The 23,151-nt window shown below is 66.1% G+C and carries 21 protein-coding genes and 1 tRNA gene; 13 read left to right on the forward strand and 9 right to left on the reverse strand.

Features of this window, described 5'->3' with window-relative positions; all coding sequences use genetic code 11:
• Positions 1 to 3: 3 nt before the first annotated feature.
• Positions 4 to 1,329, forward strand: coding sequence for a folylpolyglutamate synthase/dihydrofolate synthase family protein (locus NMD1_RS16880; RefSeq protein ID WP_125955763.1), 1,326 nt, complete (start codon positions 4 to 6; stop codon positions 1,327 to 1,329).
• Here NMD1_RS16880 and NMD1_RS16885 read toward each other — a convergent pair.
• Positions 1,326 to 3,011, reverse strand: a complete 1,686-nt coding sequence (locus NMD1_RS16885; protein WP_233497734.1) for an MFS transporter — start codon at positions 3,009 to 3,011, stop codon at positions 1,326 to 1,328. The genes NMD1_RS16880 and NMD1_RS16885 overlap by 4 nt on opposite strands.
• 94 nt (positions 3,012 to 3,105) lie before the next feature.
• Here NMD1_RS16885 and NMD1_RS16890 point away from each other — a divergent pair, with 94 nt between their 5' ends.
• The 3 genes from NMD1_RS16890 to rsmD are packed head-to-tail and all read left to right on the forward strand — an operon-like array spanning position 3,106 to position 5,733.
• Positions 3,106 to 4,245 (forward strand): aromatic ring-hydroxylating dioxygenase subunit alpha, encoded by a 1,140-nt coding sequence (locus tag NMD1_RS16890; RefSeq protein ID WP_125955766.1) that lies wholly within the window; start codon positions 3,106 to 3,108, stop codon positions 4,243 to 4,245.
• A gap of 49 nt (positions 4,246 to 4,294) precedes the next feature.
• Positions 4,295 to 5,191 carry a pseudouridine synthase gene (locus NMD1_RS16895; protein WP_125955768.1) on the forward strand — a complete coding sequence of 299 codons (897 nt, stop codon included), beginning with the start codon at positions 4,295 to 4,297 and terminating at the stop codon, positions 5,189 to 5,191.
• On the forward strand, positions 5,188 to 5,733 hold the full coding sequence (gene rsmD, locus NMD1_RS16900) for a 16S rRNA (guanine(966)-N(2))-methyltransferase RsmD (RefSeq protein WP_125955770.1): 546 nt from the start codon (positions 5,188 to 5,190) through the stop codon (positions 5,731 to 5,733). The genes NMD1_RS16895 and rsmD overlap by 4 nt, the downstream gene beginning before the upstream one ends.
• 11 nt (positions 5,734 to 5,744) lie before the next feature.
• Here the strand turns inward: rsmD and NMD1_RS16905 are convergent, their stop codons facing one another.
• The gene (locus NMD1_RS16905; protein ID WP_125955772.1) at positions 5,745 to 7,013 is read right to left on the reverse strand and encodes an MFS transporter; all 1,269 of its coding nucleotides are present in this window, start codon (positions 7,011 to 7,013) and stop codon (positions 5,745 to 5,747) included.
• Between the two features lie 183 nt (positions 7,014 to 7,196).
• On the opposite strand from NMD1_RS16905, the gene NMD1_RS16910 reads away from it, so the two are divergent.
• A complete protein-coding gene (locus NMD1_RS16910) occupies positions 7,197 to 8,636 on the forward strand; it encodes a methyl-accepting chemotaxis protein (RefSeq protein WP_125955860.1) in 1,440 nt (479 codons plus the stop codon).
• Positions 8,637 to 8,750: 114 nt separating this feature from the next.
• Here the strand turns inward: NMD1_RS16910 and NMD1_RS16915 are convergent, their stop codons facing one another.
• The gene (locus tag NMD1_RS16915) at positions 8,751 to 9,338 is read right to left on the reverse strand and encodes a hypothetical protein (RefSeq protein ID WP_125955774.1); all 588 of its coding nucleotides are present in this window, start codon (positions 9,336 to 9,338) and stop codon (positions 8,751 to 8,753) included.
• Positions 9,339 to 9,515: 177 nt separating this feature from the next.
• Between NMD1_RS16915 and NMD1_RS16920 the strand changes: the two genes are divergently transcribed.
• A complete protein-coding gene (locus NMD1_RS16920) occupies positions 9,516 to 11,813 on the forward strand; it encodes an ATP-dependent helicase (protein WP_125955863.1) in 2,298 nt (765 codons plus the stop codon).
• Between the two features lies 1 nt (position 11,814).
• Here NMD1_RS16920 and NMD1_RS16925 read toward each other — a convergent pair whose 3' ends face one another.
• The 3 genes from NMD1_RS16925 to NMD1_RS16935 form a co-directional block, all read right to left on the reverse strand.
• Positions 11,815 to 12,573, reverse strand: a complete 759-nt coding sequence (locus tag NMD1_RS16925; protein WP_125955776.1) for an AAA family ATPase — start codon at positions 12,571 to 12,573, stop codon at positions 11,815 to 11,817.
• A gap of 51 nt (positions 12,574 to 12,624) precedes the next feature.
• On the reverse strand, positions 12,625 to 14,013 hold the full coding sequence (locus tag NMD1_RS16930) for a DEAD/DEAH box helicase (RefSeq protein ID WP_125955779.1): 1,389 nt from the start codon (positions 14,011 to 14,013) through the stop codon (positions 12,625 to 12,627).
• 169 nt (positions 14,014 to 14,182) lie between these two features.
• Positions 14,183 to 14,662 carry a hypothetical protein gene (locus NMD1_RS16935; RefSeq protein WP_125955782.1) on the reverse strand — a complete coding sequence of 160 codons (480 nt, stop codon included), beginning with the start codon at positions 14,660 to 14,662 and terminating at the stop codon, positions 14,183 to 14,185.
• A gap of 274 nt (positions 14,663 to 14,936) precedes the next feature.
• Here NMD1_RS16935 and NMD1_RS16940 point away from each other — a divergent pair, with 274 nt between their 5' ends.
• Positions 14,937 to 16,367 (forward strand): FAD-binding oxidoreductase, encoded by a 1,431-nt coding sequence (locus tag NMD1_RS16940; protein ID WP_125955785.1) that lies wholly within the window; start codon positions 14,937 to 14,939, stop codon positions 16,365 to 16,367.
• A gap of 142 nt (positions 16,368 to 16,509) precedes the next feature.
• A complete protein-coding gene (locus tag NMD1_RS16945) occupies positions 16,510 to 17,289 on the forward strand; it encodes a SapC family protein (protein WP_124808658.1) in 780 nt (259 codons plus the stop codon).
• Between the two features lie 337 nt (positions 17,290 to 17,626).
• Here the strand turns inward: NMD1_RS16945 and NMD1_RS16950 are convergent, their stop codons facing one another.
• Entirely contained in the window at positions 17,627 to 18,589 is a 963-nt protein-coding gene (locus tag NMD1_RS16950) for an N-formylglutamate amidohydrolase (RefSeq protein ID WP_124808659.1), read from the reverse strand.
• Positions 18,590 to 18,753: 164 nt separating this feature from the next.
• Between NMD1_RS16950 and cpdR the strand changes: the two genes are divergently transcribed.
• The 4 genes from cpdR to NMD1_RS16970 all read left to right on the forward strand — a co-directional run bounded on the left by cpdR (position 18,754) and on the right by NMD1_RS16970 (position 20,902).
• Entirely contained in the window at positions 18,754 to 19,140 is a 387-nt protein-coding gene (gene cpdR / locus NMD1_RS16955; protein ID WP_124808660.1) for a cell cycle two-component system response regulator CpdR, read from the forward strand.
• Between the two features lie 121 nt (positions 19,141 to 19,261).
• Positions 19,262 to 19,336 (forward strand) — tRNA-Val (locus NMD1_RS16960).
• Between the two features lie 238 nt (positions 19,337 to 19,574).
• The gene (locus NMD1_RS16965; protein WP_125955787.1) at positions 19,575 to 20,477 is read left to right on the forward strand and encodes a haloalkane dehalogenase; all 903 of its coding nucleotides are present in this window, start codon (positions 19,575 to 19,577) and stop codon (positions 20,475 to 20,477) included.
• Positions 20,478 to 20,488: 11 nt separating this feature from the next.
• Positions 20,489 to 20,902, forward strand: coding sequence for a DUF1330 domain-containing protein (locus NMD1_RS16970; RefSeq protein ID WP_125955790.1), 414 nt, complete (start codon positions 20,489 to 20,491; stop codon positions 20,900 to 20,902).
• 31 nt (positions 20,903 to 20,933) lie between these two features.
• On the opposite strand, the gene NMD1_RS16975 is transcribed toward NMD1_RS16970, so the two are convergent.
• Positions 20,934 to 21,494, reverse strand: a complete 561-nt coding sequence (locus tag NMD1_RS16975; RefSeq protein WP_125955793.1) for an MOSC domain-containing protein — start codon at positions 21,492 to 21,494, stop codon at positions 20,934 to 20,936.
• Between the two features lie 58 nt (positions 21,495 to 21,552).
• Positions 21,553 to 22,641, reverse strand: a complete 1,089-nt coding sequence (locus NMD1_RS16980) for an MBL fold metallo-hydrolase (RefSeq protein ID WP_125955795.1) — start codon at positions 22,639 to 22,641, stop codon at positions 21,553 to 21,555.
• Positions 22,642 to 22,760: 119 nt separating this feature from the next.
• On the opposite strand from NMD1_RS16980, the gene NMD1_RS16985 reads away from it, so the two are divergent.
• Complete coding sequence (locus tag NMD1_RS16985; protein ID WP_124808665.1) at positions 22,761 to 23,144, forward strand: hypothetical protein; 384 nt, start codon at positions 22,761 to 22,763, stop codon at positions 23,142 to 23,144.
• Positions 23,145 to 23,151 lie beyond the last annotated feature (7 nt).

The raw sequence follows: 23,151 nt of genomic DNA on the forward strand, positions 1-23,151 counted from the left end.
CGCATGCGGGAGGGGCCTTTGACGCGCGACTTCGCCATTTCCGAAAACGCGGCGGTGCAGGCGCAGCTTGACCGACTGGGCGCGCTGTCGCTGCCGCAGGGCCGGTTCGGGCTGGATACCGCGCGCGAACTGCTCGCCCGCGTCGGCAACCCGCATTTCGCGCTGCCACCGGTATTCCATGTGGCCGGCACCAACGGCAAGGGATCGACCTGCACGTATCTGCGCTTCATGCTGGAGGCGCAGGGGCTGACGGTCCATTCCGCCACCAAGCCGCATCTGGTGCGCTACAACGAACGCATCCGCATCGCCGGTAAATTGATCGGCGACGATCTGCTGGCCGCGCTGCTCCAGGAAGTGCTGGACGCGGCGGAAGACCTTGCCCCCAGCTTCTTCGAAGTGACCACGGTGGCGACGTTCCTGGCCTTCCACCGCATCCCGGCCGACGTCTGCGTGATCGAAACCGGGCTGGGCGGGCGGCTCGATGCCACCAACGTGCTGCCGACCGCGGCGGCGTGCGGCATCGCGACGCTGGGGCTGGACCACGAAGGCTTCCTGCTGACGCCCGAAGCCGGCGTGCCCACCGATCCGCTGGCGCGCATCGCGTTCGAGAAGGCCAGCATCGCCAAGCCCGGCGTGCCGCTGGCGACGCAAGCCTATCCCGCTGCCGTGGCGCAATCGGTGCTGGATACGGCGGAAGCGATCGGCGCGCCGGTGATGATGCGCGGGCGCGACTGGAACGCCGAGATCGGCGATGCAATCGCCTATAGCGATGCGCACGGCTCGCTGACCCTGCCGCTGCCTGCCTTGCCCGGCAGCCACCAGGCGGACAACGCCGCGCTCGCCGTGGCCATGCTGCGCCATCAGCAGGTCGTTGCTGTCTCGCCCGAAGCGATGGCGCGGGGCATCGCTGCCGCGCGCTGGCCCGCCCGGCTGCAACGGCTGGGCGCTGGCCCGCTTACCAGGTTGGCCGGCGCGCGGGCGGTGTGGCTCGACGGCGGGCACAACCCCGATGCCGGCCTCGCCATCGCCCGCCACTTCGCAGGCGGCCCGAAAATTCACCTGGTGACGGGCATGCTTGCGAACAAGGACCCGTCCGCGATCATCGCGCCGCTGGCGGATCGGTTGCTGTCGCTGTCGATCGTTCCCGCCCCGGGGCACGATGCGCACCGCCCGGAAGACTTCGCGCCGTTCACCACGCTGCCGGCGCGCAGCTTCGCCAACGTGGCCGAAGCGCTGGCCGCGCTGCCGCCCGAAGGCGACGTGCTGATCGCGGGATCGCTCTACCTTGCCGGCGATGTACTGCGGCGGAACGGGGAAGTGCCGGATTAGGTTTCGACGGGTTCCGGCTTTGGCTCCCGGCTAACCCTCACCCATTCCAACAGTACAAAGAAAACGGCTACCAGCCCGGCCGCCGCGGTCCAGCGGAATACCACGGCATAGCCGTAAGTATCGAAAGCCTCGCCTGCGATCCCGCGCCCTAGCGATCCGACGAGGAATGTCAGCGAGGAAAGCAGCGCGTACTGGACTGCAGTGTAACTTTTGCTCACAATTCCCGACATATACGCGACGAACGCGGCACCCGCGATACCGGTGGATATGTTCTCGAAGCTGATCGCCAGCAGCAGGCGCACCATACGCTCGTCAAAGCCGAACAAGGCAAACAGGGCCTTCAAACCAATCGCGCCGCCCACCGCATCAATACCTGGCGAGCCCTCTGCGAGATCGGCGTAGACGAAATTGCCAAGAATCGGCAGGATCGCCCCGATCAGGATCGTGGGCATGCGCCCCAGACGGGCGAACAGATAGCCACCCAGGCTGATGCCGAAGATAGTCATGAAAATCCCGAAAACCTTGGAGGCAAACGCGACCTCCTCCTTCGAATACTTCAGGAATTCCAGATAGAACGGAAAAGCGAAGCTGCCCCAGATATTGTAGCATAGCGTATAGGTCAGGATCATGCCGATCACGATCAGCACACCCCACCCCAGCCGGGCGGACAATTCGGCGAGCGGCGAGACCAGCGCCACGTATAGGTGATTGCCAGCCGTGCGCACTGGTGAAACCCGCGGATCAGGTGCGGTCAGGGTCCATATCTGTCGAGCTTTCAACCAGTTGGTGGCGGCTGCGACAATCAGCGGCACGGCTACCGTCGCAAAAACAATCCACGGCCCGAACAGTCGTGTGAAATCGCCAACTGAAGGAAGAGGCCTCTGCGGATCGGACGGGGCGAGCATTCCCACCATGAAATGAATGATCGTGCCGATCGCCCACGCCCAGCTTACCCCTACGAACAGAAGGGCGACGGCACGAGTACGGGGCGAAAGCTCTCCACGCTGCGCCAATGCGGCGTGTAACAGCCCTTGTTCTGGGCGAGGCGTATCGGGCGCACGAAACGTGACAAACGCTATCAGGACGATCAGGCCAGCCATGAACATATAGACCAGCGACCATGACATCCGGCCCGCCATCAGTAACGCCAGTGCTCCGCCCACGATCGAGGCAATGCGATAACCGAACTGATAGATCGATGAGAGCAGTTCCACCGGCGTTTCTTCATCGGCGACATCAATGCGCCAAGCGTCAATAGCCACGTCCTGCGTTGCCGATGCCAAAGCGGCCATGAACGCAAAAAGCGCGAACACACCGATTGCATGCGCGGGATCGGTCACTGCCAATCCGAAGAAGCCTGCGACAAGCAAACCCTGGCAGAGGAGAATCCAGCTTTTGCGCCGGCCCAACCGATCCAGCCCCGGCAAACGGAAGCGGTCAACCAGCGGCGACCACAGAAACTTAAAGGAATAGGACAGGCCGATCCATGACAACACCCCTATCGTCGCCAGCTTCACGCCCACTTCGCCGAGCCAAGCATTCAGGGTACCGATCAGCAGCGCATACGGCAGGCCAGATGCAAAGCCGAACCCCAGCATGGTTGCGGATTTGCGCTTCTGCAAAGCCAACCTGAGCAGGCGCCAGCCCTTGGGTCGGGGCACCGGCGCGGTAGGCGATGTCATTCTGGTCCCTTCCGTCTGAGAATTTTTCTGATCACCCTAGCGGCCTTTCGGGGTATGCCTAGCCCCGACAACAAAAGATAGGGAAGAGGACCCCATGGGACGCCCCACCGAAGGCCAGCTCGCGCTGGCGCATCAGGTTGCCGCCGGCGCCGGACAGCAGGCGTCCGCCATCGCCCATGTGCCCGCGTCCGCCTATGTCGATCCGGCGCATTTCGCGCGTGAGAAGGCCGCGCTCTTCGACCGGATGCCGCAAGTGCTGGCCCCTTCGGCGCTGCTGCCCGAACCCAACATGGCCGTGCCCCACGATGGCACCGGCCGGCCGCTGCTGATCGCGCGCGATGGCGAGGGCACGATCCGGGTGTTCCTCAACGTCTGCCGCCACCGGGGCACGCGACTGGTCGAAGGACAGGACGTGCACTGCGGCAAGCGCATGGTCTGCCCGTATCACGCGTGGACTTATGCCACCGACGGCCGCCTGCTTGCCCTGCCCCGCCCGGATACCTTCCCCGGCTTCGACAAGGCGGCGCACGGCCTGGTCGAACTGCCGAGCCAAGAATCCGGCGGCCTGATTTGGTTCGCGCCCGCAGCCCCCGACGCCGATTTCGGTGACGCCGCGCGCGTGGGCGAGGACTTCGCCGCGGTGGGCCTCGCCGGCCAGCATCTCTATGCGCGGCGCACGCACCGGGTGGCGTCGAACTGGAAGCTGATCATGGACGCCTTCCTGGAAAGCTACCATGTGCTGCGCCTGCACGCGGCGTCGATCGCACCGTTCTTCAAGGACGGCATCACCTCGGGCGACGAGATCGGGCCGCACAAGCGCTCGCTGGTCGGCCGCGCGGCGGAGATGGAGGGCGTGGACTTGTCCGACTGGGCGCAGCTGCGCGCGGTGGGCACGTTCGCCTACCAGCTCTTTCCCGCCACCGTGGTCGTGGTCAGCCCGGACTACGTGAACCTGATGACGATCATGCCGCAGGCGGTGGACCAGACGCTGGTCGAGGATTTCATGCTGATCCCCGAACCCCCGCGCGACGAGAAGGCGGAGAAGCACTGGCAAAAGAGCTGGAAGCTGCTCGACGGCCAGGTGTTCGGCGCGGAGGATTTCCGCGCGGCGGAACTCGGCCAGCAGGGCCTTGCCAGCGGCGCCGTGGACCGGATCACGCTCGGCACGCTGGAAGCCGGCATCGCGCGCTTCCACGCGATCTGCGCGGAGCAGATGGCGAAAGCCGGCCTCTGACCGCAAGAGCCGGGGTGACGCGCGCGCCAAGCGCGCGTAAGGGCGGGGCATGACACTCCCCCCCAAACCCCGGAACGGCCGCCCGGGACGGCCCGCCGCTCCGAAGAGGCCCGACGCTGCCAAGCGTCCCGCCGCGCCCCGCAAACCGGCCGCACCGCGCACGCCGGCCACGCCCGCCGCCGATGGCCCGCCGCGCGAAGGCGAACGCATCGCCAAGCTGCTGGCGCGCGCCGGCATAGCCTCGCGTCGCGAAGTCGAACGGATGATCGCAGAAGGCCGGGTGAAGCTGAACGACGAAGTGCTGACCACGCCCGCCACGGTGTTGAAGAACCTGAAAGGCGTGACGGTGGACGGCAAGGCCGTGGCGGCCGCGGAGCCGGCCCGCCTGTTCCGCTTTCACAAACCCGCCGGCCTGATCACGGCGGAGCGCGATCCGGCAGGACGGCCGACGATCTACAACGCCCTGCGCAACGCGCTGCCGAAGGAGACGCCGCGCCTGATGCCGATCGGCCGGCTCGACCTCAATACCGAGGGGCTGCTGCTGCTGACCAATGACGGCGAACTCAAGCGCGCGATGGAGCTGCCGTCCACCGGCGTCCCCCGCACGTACCGCGCCCGCACCTTCGGCGACATCACGCAGGAACGGCTGGAAGCGCTGAGCGAGGGCGTGGAGATCGAGGGCATCCGCTATGGCTCGATCGACGCCAACATGGAGCGGCGCACCGGCCGCAACCAGTGGATCGAACTGACGCTGACCGAGGGCAAGAACCGCGAAGTACGCCGCGTGCTGGAGCACCTGGGCCTGCAGGTATCGCGCCTGATCCGCATCCAGTACGGTCCCTTCCCGCTGGCCGACATTCCGCGCGGCATGGCCGATGAAATCCGCCAGGTCGATGTCGAGCGCTTCCGCAAGACGCTGAAGCCCGCCGGCCGGGGGCAGGCATGAGGATCATCGCCGGAGAATGGCGCGGCCGGCCGCTGCGCGCGCCCGAGGGCGACGCCACCCGCCCCACGGCGGACCGCACGCGCGAGACGCTGTTCTCGATGCTGACCAGCCGGCTCGGCAGTTTCGAAGGGCTGACGGTGGCCGATCTCTTCGCGGGATCGGGCGCGCTGGGGCTGGAGGCACTGTCACGCGGCGCGGAGAAGGCGATCTTTGTCGAACAGGCCCCGCCCGCGATCCGCGCGATCCGCGCCAATATTGCCGCGTTGCACGCCCAGCCGAAGTGCGATGTGCGCGCGGCGTCGGTGCTGACGTTGGGGCCGGTCAAGGAACCCGTCGACCTGGTCCTGCTCGATCCGCCTTACGGCACCGGCGCGGGTGCGGTCGCGATCGACCGGCTGGTGCGGCTCGGCTGGATCGGCGAAGCCACGTGGATCAGTCTGGAAACCGCCGCCAACGAACAACCGCAGATCCGCGCGTGCGAGGTCGATGCCGAACGCAAGGTGGGCAAGGCGCTGCTGACCCTGCTGCGCCTCAAGAGCTGACGGAACAGGCGTCAGCAGGCCTTGCGGCCGAACAGCACGCCCGCCAGCGTCAGGCTGCCCGCCACGGTCAGAAACAGCCCGACGTAGGCGGTGCCGCCCTGCTGGGCGAGGTACTGCGCGGCAAACGGCGCCATCGCCCCGCCGATGATCCCGCCGACGTTGAACGCCACGGATATCCCGGTGTAGCGCACCGGCACGGCATAGAGCGTGGGCAGCCACGCGCCGAGCGGGCCATAGGTAAGCCCCATCACCAGCAGCGCGGCGGCCAGCGTCAGGAACACCAGCGGCAACGAGCCTGATCCCAGCCCCGCGCCGAACACCAGCCCGATCACCGCCGTCAGCGCCGCGCCCTTGGCCAGCACGTTGCGGGCGCTGGTCCGGTCCGCCCACCAGCCGGCGAGCAGGATGCCGATGGCGAGGAACGTGTTCGCACCCAGCTGCACCATCAGGAACGCCTCGCGCGAATAGCCGAGGGTCTTGGTGCCGAAGCTCAGCGCGAACGTGGTCGCAAGGTAGAAGATCGCGAAACAGGCGACCACGCCCGCGATCCCGGCGATCACCGCGCCGGCATGATCCGCGAACAGCCGGCCGATCGGCACGCGCGGCGGCGGCGCGGTTTCCAGCGCGGCGCGGAACGCCGCCGTCTCGCCGATCCTCAGCCGCACCCACAGACCCAGCCCCACCAGCAGTGCCGAAGCCAGGAACGGAATGCGCCAGCCCCATGCCGCGAAATCGGCGTCCGAAAGGTTCACCGCCAGGATCAGGAACAGGCCATTGGCGGCAAGGAAGCCCAGCGGCGCACCCAGCTGCGGCGCGGAGCCGAACCGCGCTTCCCACCCCTTCGGCGCGTTCTCCACGGCCAGCAGCGAGGCCCCGCCCCATTCGCCGCCAAGCCCGAAGCCCTGCCCGAAGCGCAGCAGGCACAGCAGCGCGGGCGCGATCGGCCCGGCCATGGCATACGTCGGCAGGAAGGCGATCAGCAGCGTGGAGAGCCCCATCAGCATCAGCGAGGCGACCAGCGTGGACTTGCGGCCCACCCGGTCCCCGAAATGCCCGAACGCAATCGCGCCCACCGGCCGTGCGAAAAACGCCAGGCCAAAGGTCATGAACGAGGCCAGGGTCTGCGCCGCCTCAGACTCTGCCGGAAAGAACAGCGGACCGATCACCAGCGCCGCAGCCGTGGCATAGACGTAGAAGTCATAGAACTCGACCGCCGTGCCGACGAGGCTGGCCGTCAGGATGCGGGCGTGCTGGCGGATCGGATGCGCGGTGGACGTCATGGGCCGCTTCGTTCGGCGCGGGGTGGGCACTTGTCAAGAATCCGGCGAACTGCACGACCGTCGCCGCCTCTGCGAAATCACGTATCCCGGCATTCAGCCAATCACAGCGCGCTTTCCCTAGAGAGATGCGGAACAGGCCGCGCGAAGGCTTCGCGGCCCGGCACCGAGGGTAACGACGTGAACATGCTGAACTGGTTCGAGAAGCAGGCTCCCATCCGCGAGAAATTCCGCGCCCTGCTGTTCGTGCATACGGGCCTTGCCGTTCTCGGCCTGCTGGCGACACTCTGGGTGGGCCTGGGCGGCGGGCTGATCCTGCCGCTGATCGCCTCGACCGTCGTCGTCGCGCTTTCGGCCGCGGCCGTGATCGTCAGCGGCGAACGCATCTGCACGCCTTACGTGAACACCGTCGTCCGCATGGAAGCGCTCGCCCGCGGCGATCTCGACAGCCCGATCCACTATACCAACCATACCGACTGCGTCGGCCGGATGACCAAGGCGATGAGCGTATTCCGCGAAAACGCGCTGGACTTGCGATCCTCTTCCGCAACCCGTGACACGGTGAGCACTGCCCTGAGCGAGGCCCTGTCGCATCTTGCCCAGGCCGATCTGTCCTATCGCATCGATACCGGCTTCCCGGAATCGCAAGAGCAGATCCGCTGCGATTTCAACCGCGCCGCCGAAGCGCTGGCGGGTACGCTGTCCTCCGTCGCCACCTCCGCCATCTCGATCGACAGCAGTTCGGGCCAGATCCGCACCGCGTCGGACGACCTGGCCGCGCGCACCGAGCAACAGGCCGCCTCGATCGCCAAGGCCAGCGAATCCATGCGGGCCGTCACCGCGCTGGTCGAACAGAACGCCGGCAGCGTGGCCGATGTCGACAAGTCGATCGCGGATGCCCATCGAGGCGCCACGCAGGGCGGCGAAGTAGTGGAACAGGCGGTGGCTGCGATGACCATGATCCAGAAATCGTCGCAGGAAATCACTCAGATCATCAACGTGATCGATGGCATCGCCTTCCAGACCAATCTCCTCGCGCTCAACGCCGGGGTGGAAGCCGCCCGCGCGGGCGATGCCGGCAAGGGCTTTGCCGTCGTCGCCAACGAAGTGCGCGCCCTGGCGCAGCGTTCCGCCGATGCCGCGCGGGAGATCAAGGATCTCATCACCAACAGCAGCGATCATGTGAACCAGGGCGTGGCGCTGGTCGGCGAAACCGGCCGCGCGCTGGGGCAGATCGTGACGCGCGTGGGCGAAGTCAGTCAGCTGACCAAGACCATCGCCGAATCCGCGCGGCAGCAGTCGGAAATGCTGCGCGACGTGAACGAAACGGTAGCCCAGATCGACCTCATGACGCAGCAGAACGCCGCCATGGTCGAAGAAAGCACTGCCGCATCGCGCAGTCTGGCGCAGCAGGCGGGCAATCTTTCGGCACTGGTGGCGCACTTCAACACGGCGGGCGGGCAAGCACCGAGGCCGCCCGCACCGTCCGCCGAGATCGTCGTGCTTGCACCACCGCCGCCTGTCGCTGAACCCTTGGAGATCGTCGAGCGCGCGCTGCCGGCACCCACGCACGGCAACCTCGCCCTGAAAGGGTCCGACGATACGCAGGACTGGAGCGAATTCTGAAATCCGGCATCAACTCGGGGCGCTGCAGCCGCAGGGCGGGCAGCGCGAAGGGCGCCGGAGTGATCCGGCGCCCTTCCTTCAGGCCCGACCCGAAGGGCCTTCAACTGTCAGAGGTCAGACGCCGCCACGGTTCCGGCAGCTGTCCTGCACCGTCTTCGAACACAGCGGATAGGCCTTGGCCGCGGCGCCATCAGCCGAAGCCATGTTCCCGCGCGGTGCCGCTTCCGACGGGGCATCGGCCGTGGCGGCCGGTGGCGCGGAGGCGGGAGCCGCCGCAGCCGACGGCTTGCCGCTCACCTGGGCCACGATCGTCGGCCACACCTGTTCACGCTGATCGGGCGTCATGGCGAAGACCTGGCCCCGTTGCTGATCGCTCAGCGCCCACCAGCCCGCCTGGCGATCCGGCGCCAGCGACCAGAAATATTCCTGCTGGCTGGCCGGCCACGCGTCGTACTTGGCCTTCTTGTCCGCCGGCCATGCATCGTACTGCGCCTTCTGCTCGGCGCTGGGGCTGAACGTGGTGGTGGCGGTCGAAGCGTCCGCAGAGGAAGCCGGCGAAGTGGCCGCTTCCGGAGTCGCCGCTTCGGGGGGAACGGGTGCCGTGGTATCGGCGGGCGGAGGAGTGGTGGCCTGCGCAAGCGCGGCGGCAGGCAGGGCGGCGGTTGCGAGCGCAAGCGCACTCACGCACAGAAACTTACGCATTTTCAATCTCCTGCTGTCGTCAGGTACTGTGAACAAGCTACGCACGGCCCCTGCCTGCGATCCCGCCAAAGCGGCGGAACGTGCCTTTCGCGCCGACGAGCCGAACCGTGACGGAAACCGGGCACGACGGGCCGAATGATCGTTGCGACGACCTGTTTTGGTCCCTATCTGTTCACGATGTCCGTTCCCCACCCTACGAATCCCGCAGACAGCGAAGCCTGGCTGGATGGCCTGAACCCGCCACAACGCGAAGCCGTGCTGACCACCGAAGGCCCCGTGCTGATGCTGGCGGGCGCGGGCACGGGGAAGACCGCCGCACTCACCGCGCGCATGGCGTATTTGCTGCGCACGCGCCGGGCGTGGCCGTCCGAAATCCTCTGCGTCACCTTCACCAACAAGGCCGCGCGCGAAATGCGCGAGCGCGTGGGGCAATTGATTGGCCCAGCGGTGGAAGGGATGCCCTGGCTGGGCACGTTCCACGCCATCGCGGCGAAAATGCTGCGCCGTCATGCGGAGATCGTCGGGCTGCAATCGAACTTTACGATCATCGACACCGACGACCAGTTGCGCCTGCTCAAGCAGCTGATCCAGGCGGAAGGGCTGGACGAAAAGCGCTGGCCCGCCCGCCAGTTGGCGGGGCTGATCGACAAGTGGAAGAACCGGGGCCTCAACCCCGCCGATCTCGATGCGGGCGAGAACGAAGCCTACGCCAACGGGCGCGGCCAGAAATTCTACGCGCTCTATCAGGCGCGGCTCCAGGCGCTCAACGCCTGCGACTTCGGCGATCTGCTGCTCCACATGCTCAACGTGTTCCGGCGCGAGCGCGAGGTGCTGGAACAGTACCAGCAGCGCTTCAAATACGTGATGGTGGACGAATACCAGGATACCAACGCGGTGCAGTATCTGTGGCTGCGGCTGATCGCCCAGGCCCGCAAGAACATCTGCGTAGTGGGGGATGACGACCAGTCGATCTATTCCTGGCGCGGCGCGGAAGTGGCCAACATCCTGCGCTTCGAAAAGGATTTCCCCGGCGCCAAGGTAATCCGGCTGGAGCAGAACTACCGCTCCACCCCGCACATCCTGGGCGCGGCGTCCGGGCTGATCGCGGAAAATTCCGAACGGCTGGGCAAGACGCTGTGGACCGAACAGAACGGCGGCGACAAGGTCCGCGTCGTGGGCGTGTGGGACGGGCCGGAGGAAGCCCGCCGCGTGGGCGACGAGATCGAGCGGCTGGAGCGCGAAGGCTGCGGACTCAACCAGATCGCCATTCTGGTGCGCGCGCAGTTCCAGACGCGCGAACTGGAAGACCGCTTCATCCAGATCGGCCTTGGCTATCGCATCGTCGGCGGCTTCCGCTTCTACGAACGCGCCGAAATCCGCGATGCGCTGGCCTACCTGCGCCTGATCGCGTCACCATCGGACGACCTCGCGTTCGAGCGGATCTACAACACGCCCAAGCGTGGGCTGGGCGACAAGACGCTGGAAAAGCTCCACCGCCATGCCCGCGCGCGCGGCGTGCCGCTGTCGCTGGCAGCGGTCGAAATTCTCGATACCGATGAACTGCCCGCCCGCGCGCGCGGCACGCTGACCGCCTTGATGCGCGATTTCGCGCGCTGGCGCGATGCTTCGAAAACGCTCGTACCGGCCGAACTCGCGCGGACCATCCTCGACGAAAGCGGCTATACCGCCGCGCTCCAGGCCGAACGGAGCGCGGAGGCGAACGGGCGGCTGGAAAACCTGTCCGAACTCGCCCGCGCGATGGAGGATTACGAGACGCTGGGCGATTTCCTCGAACACGTCAGCCTCGTGATGGACAACGAAGCCGCGCCCGATGACGAGAAGGTCACGGTGATGACCATCCATGCCGCCAAGGGGCTGGAGTTCGACCAGGTGTTCCTGCCGGGCTGGGAGGAAGGCGTGTTCCCCTCGCAACGCGCGCTCGACGAAGGCGGCCTTGCCTCGCTGGAAGAGGAACGCCGGCTCGCCTATGTCGCCATCACCCGCGCGCGCAAACGCTGCACGATCCTGCACGCCGCCAACCGCCGCATCTATGGCCAGTGGACCAGCTCGATTCCCAGCCGCTTCATCGGCGAACTGCCGCAAGGACACATCGAGGAAGAGACCACGCTGTCCGGCGGCGCCTCGCTATGGCGCGCGAACTGGTCGGAACAGAGCGATCCCTTCGCCGACGTCGCGCGCGCGCAACCGTCGCGCGGCGTGGGCCGCGGCCCCGGCTGGCAGCGTGCGGCGGCGCAGAGCTATGACCCCGCCCCTCGCCGCATTCCCGAAGCGACCCGCAGCGCCGCGAGCTTCGCCGCCAAGCCGCGCGCCGACATCGCCATGGGCGCACGCGTGTTCCATGACAAGTTCGGCTACGGCACCGTCGCCGCGCAGGAAGGCAACAAGCTGGAGATCGATTTCGAAACGGCGGGCCGCAAGCGCGTGATCGACAGCTTCGTCAAGCCGGCGGGGTAGCCTACTCGATCATAGCTTCGACTGTTTCATGAGGGTAAGCCGCGAACTCCCGGTATATCTGGAAGTGCGGTGTCTCCTCGAGGCTGATCGGCCGCAAGCCGTAAGCGTCGACAAACTGAAGATCTGCGTCGGGCAATGCCATCAACAGCGGCGAGTGCGTGGCAATGATGACCTGCGCATTGGCATTGCGCTGCATCCGCCTGAGAATCTTCAAGAACTCGAACTGCTTGTATGGTGAAAGCGCCGATTCCGGCTCGTCGAAAATAAACAGGCCTTGGCGATCGAGCCTCTCCTCGAAAAATTGCAAAAAGCCTTCGCCGTGCGAAGAGGAGAGGAAGTCTGCATATAGCGATCCGGCATCGTCCAAATATCGAGCCACTGAAAAGAAAGTCTCGGCCCGAAAGAACCAGCCGTCACGAATCTGCGGGAGCCAGGCGCCGCGAAGCGCATTTCCCACCTCTCCGGCATCCTGCCCCGAGACCTCGGAGCCCGAAACCGCCGCCATACCCGGGCCGCCACCGCCATCTTTGAAGCCGGCCAGTCCGGCGATTGCTTCAAGCAGCGTAGACTTCCCCGCACCATTCTCGCCGACAAAAATCGTGACGGCGGCAGAGAAGGAAAAGGCAAACTCGCCCTTCCCGAACAGCGGTAATGAAAAGGGATACGCCTCCCAGTCGAGGTCAGCCCTCCCGTCCTCCGCAAACCATATCCGCTTCAAATAAGGCGGTGGCAGGGAAGTGGTGGATCTCTTTCTGGCCATCCCAGGAGGTTATCGCAGAAAGCCATTCCTGCAACTGCGGTCAATCGCTGGTCAAAGCGCCGAAACGTTCAGGAATCCCGGTATCGGCCCGTTCCACGCGCCCGGTTCGCTCGGCGGTTCCGCATCCTGATAGCGTGGCGCACGTTCCGCCGGCGCCTCGCGGCGGGGCCGCGCTTCGCTCCGGGGCGGGCGGGCGCGGGAGGGTGATGCTTCTTCCTCCGGCGCGCGCGGTTCGGCCTTGCGGCCGCGCTTCGGTTTTTCGGCCGCTGCGGGTCTTTCCTCGCGCGGCTTGCGGGCCGGCCGTTCCTCCGCCGGAGCGCCAGCGATATCGAGCTTGATTTCCGGGATCGGAGCGCCGGTCAGCTTCTCGACGTTCTCGATCGCTTCGGCATCCTCCGGCGCGACGAGCGTGAACGCGCGGCCGGTGGCCCCGCCTCGCCCGGTGCGGCCGATGCGGTGGACGTAATCGTCCGGGTGCCACGGCGTGTCGAAGTTGAAGACGTGGCTCACGCCCTTGATGTCCAGCCCGCGCGCGGCAACGTCGGACGCGCACAGGATGTTGATGTCGCCCGACTTGAAGCGGTCGAGTTCGGCGATGCGGCTGGACTGGTCCATGTCGCCATGAATCTCGCCAGCGGCAAAGCCGTGGCTCTTGAGGCTCTTGGCGAGTTCGCGCACGGTGGTCTTGCGGTTGGCGAAGATGATCGCGGTGGTCACGTTGTCGTTGCGCAGCAGGTGGCGCAGCACTTCGCGCTTCTGCCGGCTGCCGACCTTCACCTTGTGCTGGGCGATGCTGGCGTTGTTCGAAGCAGGCCGCGCGACCTCGATGTACTTGGGGTTCGAGAGGAAGCGATCCGCCAGCTTCTTGATCGGCGGCGGCATCGTCGCCGAAAACAGCAGCGTCTGCCGCTGCGCCGGCAGCTTGGTGCAGATGTTCTCGATGTCCGGAATGAAGCCCATGTCGAGCATCCGGTCGGCTTCGTCGATCACCAGCAGGTTGCAGCCCGTGAGCAGGATCTTGCCGCGTTCGAACAGGTCCATCAGCCGGCCGGGAGTGGCGATCAGCACGTCGACGCCTTCGGACAGCGCCTTGATCTGATCGCCCATCTGCACGCCGCCGATCAGCAGCGCCATCTTGAGATCGTGGTTCTTGCCGTACTTCTCGAAATTCTCGGCCACCTGCGCAGCGAGTTCGCGCGTCGGCTCCAGGATGAGCGAGCGCGGCATCAGCGCGCGGCGGCGGCCATGGGCGAGGATATCGATCATCGGCAGCACGAAACCGGCGGTCTTGCCGGTGCCCGTCTGCGCGATGCCGATCAGGTCGCGCATCATCAGCACGCTGGGGATGGCCTGCGCCTGGATCGGAGTCGGCTCGTCATAGCCGGCGTCCGTCACCGACTTCAGCAATTCGTCAGACAGGCCGAGATCGGCAAACTTCATCAGCGACAATTTCCGAAAGAAGCGGGGCCGGATATACTCCTCCCCGACCGTCGCCGCATGACGCCGGTTCCCTTAGCGCGCGCTATGACCATTGCGGGGCCAAAGTCAAGGAAACCCGAGAACTTCGGACGCTTTCAGGCTTAATTTTCGCAATGGTGGCGTTTTGGGATCAGTTTTCGGGAACGAGCTCGCGCATGCGGCTGATCTCGCAGGTCGCCCCGGCGCGTGAATGAATGGTGTCGCGCCCGGCACAAAGCATCCCGTCGGCGGTCTGCTCCACATAGAAGCCCAGATAGAAATCGCGCGCGTTGCAGGATTTGTCGAGGCTGGCGCCAATGATGCGGCGATCGCGCATGAACAGCACCAGCCGGTCAGCCATATCGCGCTGCACGCCGGCGATCCCGGCCACGGGCAGGCAACGTGCGGACTTGCGCTCGCGCAGGCGCATCGGCCCGGGAGGCGGTGGAGGCGGCGCGAACGAATCACGGCCCGGCGCGCGCGGCGCGATGCGAATAATCAGGCGCTGTTCAATACGGACCTGATCCCAGGAATCCTCCGGAAACCCGCCTGTCCACTCCGCTAGCGGTCCTCCGCCGAAACGGCCGTCACCGGCGAACCCGCCGATAAGCGGCGGCCCTTCCGGCGCCACGGCCGTCGGCCACGGATCGCCAACGCCCTCTCCTCCCGCCACGGCGGGAAACAGCAGCGCGAACGGCGCTAGAAATGCGGCAAGCACCATCATGGAAGGAAAACGGCCAACCTGATCCCTCATCCCGCACGCGAACACGCACCCCCCGGCAGGTGTCGCTGCGAATGTAGCTTCGTTACATCGTCCTGTTGAACGGCTGCTTAACCCGATTGCCGGACCGGATGACAAGCAGATTTGAATTGCAGCACCCCGACGCGCGGCCTAGCGCTGCCGGATGTCCACATCCTTTTCGCCGACCGCCTTTCTTGAAGAAGCAACCGCCCTGCTCGGCCCCAAGGGCATCACCACCGATCAGGAGGCCATGGACGGGTGGCTGACCGACTGGCGCGGGCGCTTCACCGGCCGCGCGCTGGCCATGGCATCGCCCGCCGATACGGACGAGGTGGCGGCCCTGGTCAAGCTTTGCGCCCGGCATGGCGTGCCGATCGTGCCTCAGGGCGGCAACTCCGGCATGTCCGGCGGGGCAACGCCCGACCGGACCGGCAACGCGCTGTTGCTCACCCTGCGCCGTATGAACGCCATCCGTGCCGTCGACACCGAAAACCGCACCGCTACCTGCGAAGCGGGCGTCGTGCTGCAAGTGCTGCACGAAGCGGCCGAAAAGGAAGCCTTGCGCTTTCCGCTTTCGCTGGGCGGCAAGGGTTCGGCGACTGTGGGGGGCCTCATCTCCACCAATGCCGGCGGCACGCAAGTGCTGCGCCACGGATCGATGCGCGCGCTGGTGCTGGGGCTTGAAGCGGTGCTGCCCGATGGTTCCGTGTTCGATGCGCTCACCCCGCTGAAGAAGGACAATCGCGGTTTCGACCTGAAGCAGCTGCTGATTGGATCAGAAGGCACGCTTGGCATCGTCACCGCCGCCACGCTCAAGCTGGAACCGGCGGTTGCGGCGCGCGCGGTGCTGTGGGCGGGCGTGGAATCGCTCCCGGTCGCGCGTACCCTGCTGCTGCACGCCGAAAGCGTCGCCGGCGGCGCGCTGGAGGGTTTCGAGGTACTGCCGCAGCACAGCCTCGATGCGGTGATCGATTACCTGCCGACGGCGCGCGCACCGCTGGCGGAACCCCATCCCTGGCATGTGCTGATCGAACTGGTTGCCGATGCCGACCGAGCGGAAGGCCTGCCCGACCTGGCCGAACGCCTGCTGATCAGCGCGTTCGAGGCGGGGCTGGTCACCGACGCGACGATCGCCGCAAGCGAGACTCAGGCCGAACAGATGTGGCTGATCCGGGAATCGATCGCCCCGGCGGAGCGCGCGATCGGCCCGGCGGTCCAACACGACATCAGCGTGCCCGTGGAGCGAATGCCCGAATTCGTCGAAACGGCCGTTCCACTGATCGAAGCCGCCTGGCCCGGCACCCGCGCGGTGGGCTTTGGCCATCTGGGCGATGGCAACATCCATTTCCACGTTCTGGCGCCCTCCGGGGTCGATGCCGCGGAATGGCAGGCAGGCGATGGCAAGGCGATCAGCCGCCAGGTCCACGATCTCGTCACCCAGTGGAAGGGGTCGATTTCGGCCGAACACGGCATCGGGCAACTCAAGCGCGACGAACTGGAGCGGCTGGGCGATCCGGTGGCGTTGCACATGATGCGTGCCATAAAGCAGGCGCTCGATCCGCAGGGGCTGATGAATCCCGGCAAGCTGATCTGAAACGGTTCGCCGTGGCCCTGCAAGGGTGTGGATGCGTGGTTACCGGCCTTGCCTCGCCCCGATGGACCGCTTAAAGCCCCTGTTCCCGCCGGACCCGCGGCTCGCCCGCGCGTTTTCGCGAAAGTTTTTTCGGAGAGACCTCATGGCCAGCGCGCCGCAAGCCAACCTTCCGTTGTTCTACAATGACCTGATGCCGCTCAACAGCCGCGATCACGCCACCTGGCATGCCCGTGGCGCGAATGCCGCTCCGTGGCTGATCGACCAGCACGCCGTGCCGCTGACGGTGGAAGAGTTTCCGCAGGCCGCGCGCCATTTTCCCATCGTGTTCTCGTCGGGCGACAACCCGGTGCCGCTGGCGCTGATGGGGCTGAACGAAGGCGTCAACGTGTTCGTCGACAGCGAAGGCAAGGTCGATCAGCCGGTCTATCTGCCGGCCTATGCCCGCCGCTATCCGTTCCTGCTGGCCAAGCTCGATCCCAGCAGCGAGGAACTGTCGCTGTGCTTCGATCCGTCCTCCGGTCTGATCGGAGAGTTCGAGGAAGGCGACGCGCTGTTCAACGGCGATCAGCCGTCGGACGCGACCAAGGCCGCGCTGGAATTCTGCGAACAGTTCGAACAGGCCGGGATGCGCACGCAGGCTTTCATCGATGAATTGAAGAAGCACAACCTGCTGATGGACGGCGAAGTCTCGATCCAGCAGACCGGTCTGGAGCAGCCGTTCGTCTATCGCGGCTTCCAGATGGTCGATCAGGAAAAGCTGCGCGAAACCCGTGGCGACGTGCTGCGCGGCTGGGCGCAGAGCGGCCTTCTGCCGCTGCTCTACGCCCATGTCTTCTCGCTCGATCTGATGAGCACGATCTTCGGCCTGCAGGCACAGCAGGGCAAGGGTCCGGTTCCGGCGATTCCCGTTCCGGCGGAATGAATCACCAGCCGCACGCTGGAAACCCGCTTTATTTCAAGAGTGTGAATGCGGTGGTCGGATTAGCGTCCGGCCGCCGCATTTTTTTGCGCGCAGTCGCCAAAACGCAGCAAAAATTCCAAACGAAACCACTTGCGCGCCCATGGCGCCTCACCTATCTTTAGTACGTCGCATCGGTGCTCCCCTCATGGCCCGGTGTGACTGGTGCACTTTGTGCACCTCCTCCCTGAACCTTGGCCACCTGGAGCATGTCTCCAGGTGGTTTTTTATGGGGTTTCTGCGCGAACCGAGAGCCTGTTGCCCGCTCCGGTTTCCTCGCCGGCCCACCTGCCTCGCTGATCTACTCGGCGGCCGCGCGCCACCGTTCGCGTTGCCGATCGCGGCCCAGTTCGGCCACATCGCCGGCCAGCCGCTGGACCATGCCCACCAGCAGCGCGATCGTTTCATCCATGCCCGGCCCCGGCTCGCTGAATCGGGCATCGAGGTAGCAGCGTCGGTCGATCTCGATCTGGATGCAGTGAATGCCTTCCTTGCGCCGCGCATGCCGCTCCAGCACGTAGCCGCCGGCATAAGGCCGGTTGTGCGCCGCCAGCCGCCGCGCCGCCGCGAAGTGCGCGAAGGCAGAAGCGACCAGCGCGCCGGCGCAACTCGCCCCGAACCGGTCGCCCAGCACGAATTCAGGCGCAGGCTCCGCTCCGCAATAGGCCGTCAGCGGCGGCATCGAATGCAGATCGATCAGCAGAGCCGCTCCCCAGCGGTCGCGCGTGTCTTGCAGCGCATCGCCCAGGGCGCTGTGATAGGGTTCGTGGACCAGCGCGATGCGATCGTCCAGTTCGGCCCGGTCCAACCGCCGCTTCCACAGTTCCCCCAGCCCCGGCAGCCGGCGCGGGATCAGGCCCAGCCCGGTGCGCGCCCGATGGGCAAGGCCCTGCAGGGCGGAAGAAGCATCGGGCGGCGGGCCGCCAACCATATCCCAGTCGATGTCGTCGGCCGCGCGATTGAGATCGATCATCGCGCGCGGCGCATGGGCGACCAACAGCGAGGCGCCGGTCTGCCGCGCCACCGCATCGGCCACGAGGTCGACATAGCGGTCTTCCAGCCGCAGCGCGGCGAACGCCGGGTGGCGCATCCGGTCCAGCAAGGTCCGGGCATAGCTGCGCCCGGCGTGCGGCACGGCGATGATGACGGGAATCGCGGACGGCTCCACCAGCCGCAGCGCATAGGCGGGCACATCCGGGCAGCCGGGTACTGCCCCGCCCTGCAGCAGGCGCGAATCGCCCCCTGGATCGCCTTCGTCACGCATGGAATAACGCTGCAACTGATTCGCGGCTGTGTCAAAGTCGGCCACCGCGAACAAGGGCGCAGAAACTTAACCCATCCCGGTATATATTCGTTTCCTGCCATGCCTTAAACCAAAACGTTACGACATGGCCCGATGAGGCGACCACTCGAATCGCGAAGGTAATCATGATCCGGATTCTACTGGCCGAAGACGAAGAAGCGATGCGCACCTATCTTGCGCGCGCCCTGGAAAACGCCGGGTACAGCGTGGTTGCGGTCGATCGCGGAACGGAGGCCTTGCCCCTGCTACGGTCGGAACACTTCGATCTGCTGCTGTCCGACATCGTCATGCCCGAGATGGACGGCATCGAGCTTGCCAAGCATTGCGCCGAGATCAGCCCCGAAACGCGGGTTATGTTCATCACGGGTTTTGCCGCCGTCACGCTCAAGTCCGATCGCGAGGCACCGCAGGCCCGTGTCCTGTCCAAACCGTTCCACCTGCGCGACCTGGTGCTCGAAGTCGAACGCGTCTTCGCCGATGGCGCGCTGACGGGGGCCGGGCCTTACGCCTGACAGCCCGCCAGGCGCGCGCACGGGATGGGGAAAAGAGCCTGCAAAAGTCTCTTGCCAGCATTCCCAAGCGCCGCTAATGGGCTGCCTCCCGCGCCGGAAACGGCCGGGCGCACGATGGTTCGGGCGTATAGCTCAGTGGTAGAGCACTATGTTGACATCGTAGGGGTCGCAAGTTCAATCCTTGCTACGCCCACCATCGAAAAAGCCCGCTAAGCCCCTGGCTTGAGCGGGCTTTTTTCATGGCGATCATGACATTCGCCGACACAAGGCGCGGAACGCCCACCCCGCTGCGACTAGCACCACCTGCGGCGGCGCACGTCTCGCTCCCCTCCCGCCCGCGGGAGGGGTTGGGAGTGGGAAATGCCCCAGCCGGCATTTGACCTCCGCGTTTATTATGGCATTATGCGTGCCACAATAATCAACTGGGGGATGCCATGGAGATCCTGCGCACGCCGGACGAACGCTTTGCCGGCCTGGATGGCTTTAATTTTTCGCCGCATTACAGCGAGGTGATCGACGAACAGGACGGTACGCGCCTGCGAATCCACCATCTCGACGAAGGCCCGCGCGATGCCGCGCCGGTGCTGCTCATGCACGGCGAGCCGAGCTGGTGTTACCTCTATCGCCGTTTCATCCCCGATCTCGTCGCGCGCGGTCATCGTGTCGTCGCCCCCGACCTCGTCGGCTTCGGCCGCTCCGACAAGCCCGCGCGGCGCGACGACTATACCTACGAACGCCATGTCCAGTGGATGAGCGACTGGCTGACGCAGCTTGATCTCACCGGCATCACTCTGTTCTGCCAGGACTGGGGCGGCCTGATCGGCCTGCGACTGGTCGCAGCCTTCCCCGATCGCTTCGCCCGCGTGGTCGTCTCCAACACCGGCCTGCCGGTGGGCACGGGCGCAACCGACGGCTTCCGCGCATGGCTCGATTTCAGCCAGAACGTGCCCGTCTTCCCAGTCGGCATGATCGTCAACGGCGGATGCCATCGTGATCTTTCGCCGGCAGAAGTCGCCGCCTACGACGCCCCTTTCCCCGACGAAACCTACAAGGAAGGCGCCCGCCAGTTCCCCACGCTCGTGCCGATCACGCCCGAACATGGCTCGGTGGCGGAGAACAAGGCGGCCTGGGACGTGCTGGCGCGTTTCGACAAGCCGCTGCTGACCGCCTTCGGCGCCGAGGATGCCATCACACGCGGCGGCGAACGGCCGTTCATCGATCGCGTTCCGGGCGCGAAGGGGCAGGCGCATACCGTGCTGCAGGGCGCGGGCCACTTCCTGCAGGAAGATGTTCCCGCCGAGCTTTGCACGATCATCGACACACTCATCCGCGGCTAAGGGAGGCCACCATGGAAGTCGTCAACGCCGTCACCCCCGGCCCCGAACAGATCGCCGCCTTCTTCGGCAGTGGCGAGGACGGGCCATTCGTGATGATCAACCTGCTCAAGTTCAAGCCGCACGCAACCTATGCCGATGGCAGCGAACCCGAACTGACCGGACGCGAGGCCTATGCCCGCTATGGCGCGGCGGTCCAGGCCTGTGTGGCCGCCGTCGGCGGACGGCAGGTCTATGCCGGCGCCGTCACCGGCCTGATGATCGGGGAGGTCGGCGAACTGTGGGACATGGCGGCGCTGGTCGAATACCCCTCACTCGCCGCTATGATGCAGATGATCCAGTCACCGGAATACCAGGCAATCGAGAAGCACCGCCATGCGGGGCTGGCGGGCCAGCTCAACATTCGCACGAAGCCGCTGGGCCGATAGAATGGCGCGGGAGGCGCGAGCCTCCCCGCTTTCACACCGGCGCGAGCGGCTGGTGCGGCTCGGGCGGCAGGCAGACCTCGATAAGGTCCCCCACGGCCATTTCGCCGCCGGACAGGACCACGCTCATAACCCCGGCCTTGCGCACGAGTTCCCCGTCCGGCCCACGATCGAGCACGGCGGCCAGCAACCCCTTCTGGAATGCCTCGATCTGTGCGCAGGGATTGCGCAGCCCGGTCACTTCCAGTTCTACATCCGGCCCGATGCGCAACACGGTGCCCCGGGGGAGATCGAGAAGGGCGATTCCGGCCGTGACGATGTTCTCGCCAAGGTCCGCAGGCCCAACGGCGAAGCCCTTCTCGCGCAGTTCCTCGAACAATTCCGCATGGATCAGGTGGACCTGCCGCAGGTTCGGCAGGTCGGGGTTCGCCTTCACGCGGGAGAGGTGCTGGACCTTTTCGCCGGCATGAGCGTCACCCTCGACGCCGATCCCCTGGATCACCTTCACGCGCTCGACCGCCTGTTTCGAGAAGGCATGGTCGCCAGATAGCGCGAGCGAGACCACGCGGGCCGGAGCGGATGGCGCCTTGTCCATATCCGCAACGGCTATCGCGCGCGGCGGCCCGAAGCAACGGAAACCCGGCTACGTCGAATCATCTGACCGACCATGTACGCAGTTCCATGCCCTTGCCGCCGGCCGGCAGGCTGAACACCATGCCGTCCTCGCCCACCGTGATTGTTCCGTCGAATTTCTGGCGCGCGTTGCCGAGATAGGCGGGATACATCGCGCGCGTGGGCAATTGCGGCACGTTGTGGCTGAACACCAGATTCTTCACGCCGGCCTCCTGCGCCTCCGCCGCAGCGGCCTCTGGCGAGGTATGATAACCGGGGATGTCGCTCATGATCTTTGCCAGGCCTGGCTGTCCGCGCTTGCGCAGCGTTTGCTCCATCAGGCTGACCAGCCGGGGCTGCAACCCTTCATGCACCAGCAGGTCCGCGCCGCGCGCGTTGCGCACCAGCAGCGGCGTGGGCGCGGTATCGCCGCTGAACACGATCGAGCGCCCCTTGTAATCGAAGCGATAGCCCACCGCCGGATCGACCGGGCCATGATCCACGCGGAACGCGGTCACCGTCAGCCCGTCGCGTTGCAACACGGTGACGGGCGTGCCATCGCCCCTTGGCGGCAGCGCGAAAGGATAGGCGGTGCCACCCCTGCCCGATGGCGGCGCAACCGCGGGGCCATGGTGCGCGGTGCGATAGCCCCCGTCGATCGCATAGGCCTCGTTGATGCCCGCTACGACGCGCTCGGTTCCCGCCGGTCCGTAGATCGGCAGCGGCACGGTGGCATTCGCCCCGGTCCAGCGCAGCAGCATCATCGGCCCCAGCCCGTCGATATGGTCGGAATGGAGATGCGTGAGGAACACCGCCTCGACATGGCCATTGGGAATGCGCATCAGCGTCATGTTACGTGCGCCGCCCTCACCCGCATCGACCACGAAGACATGCTTGCCGGCGATTACCACGCTGCACGGCCCGGCGCGGGTGGGATCGGGCAGCGGAGAACCGGAGCCGCACAAGGCCACATGCAGCCCCTCGGGCAGTTCCTGCGTGGCATCTACGCCGGCACGCGCATCGATCGCCAGCCGCGCCATCGCCAGTCCGATCGGCGCCGGAAATGCCGCCAGCGCCAGCACGCCGGCCAGCACCGCTCCACCAAGGCCCCATTTCACCGCCCCGTGCATCCGCGTTCTCCCTTCCTGTTTTGCGGAAAGATACGCGATATTATGGCATTTACAATGCCGATATATTGCCACGCGCCCGGAACGTGATAGTCTGGCTCGAACAGTGGGGAGAGAATGACATGAAAAATGCCATGCGCGTGATCGCCGGCCTGCTCGGCCTGTTCAATGTGGCGATCGGCCTCGGTTTCCTGCTCGATCCGGCGATCGCGGGCCAGCGCTTCTTTCTGGCCTCGCTCGGGACGCAGGGAATGGCAACGCTGCGAGCCGATTTCACCGCGCTGTTCGTGGGCATGGGGTTGTTCGCGCTGGCGGGCGCCTGGAAGGCCAGCCGCGCGCTGGTGCTGGTCCCGGTGGCGCTCCTGCCGCTGGCGCTGATCGGGCGCGGCGTCAGCCTGATCGCCGATGGCGCGCCCGCCACGGCCTTTCCGCCGATGGTGGTGGAAGCCGCGATGATCGCGATCCTGGTGCTTGCGGCACGCAGTTTCGACGAGAAGCGGGGCTGAGGCCATC

It is taken from the genome of Novosphingobium sp. MD-1 (assembly GCF_001014975.1).
Lineage (GTDB): Bacteria > Pseudomonadota > Alphaproteobacteria > Sphingomonadales > Sphingomonadaceae > Novosphingobium.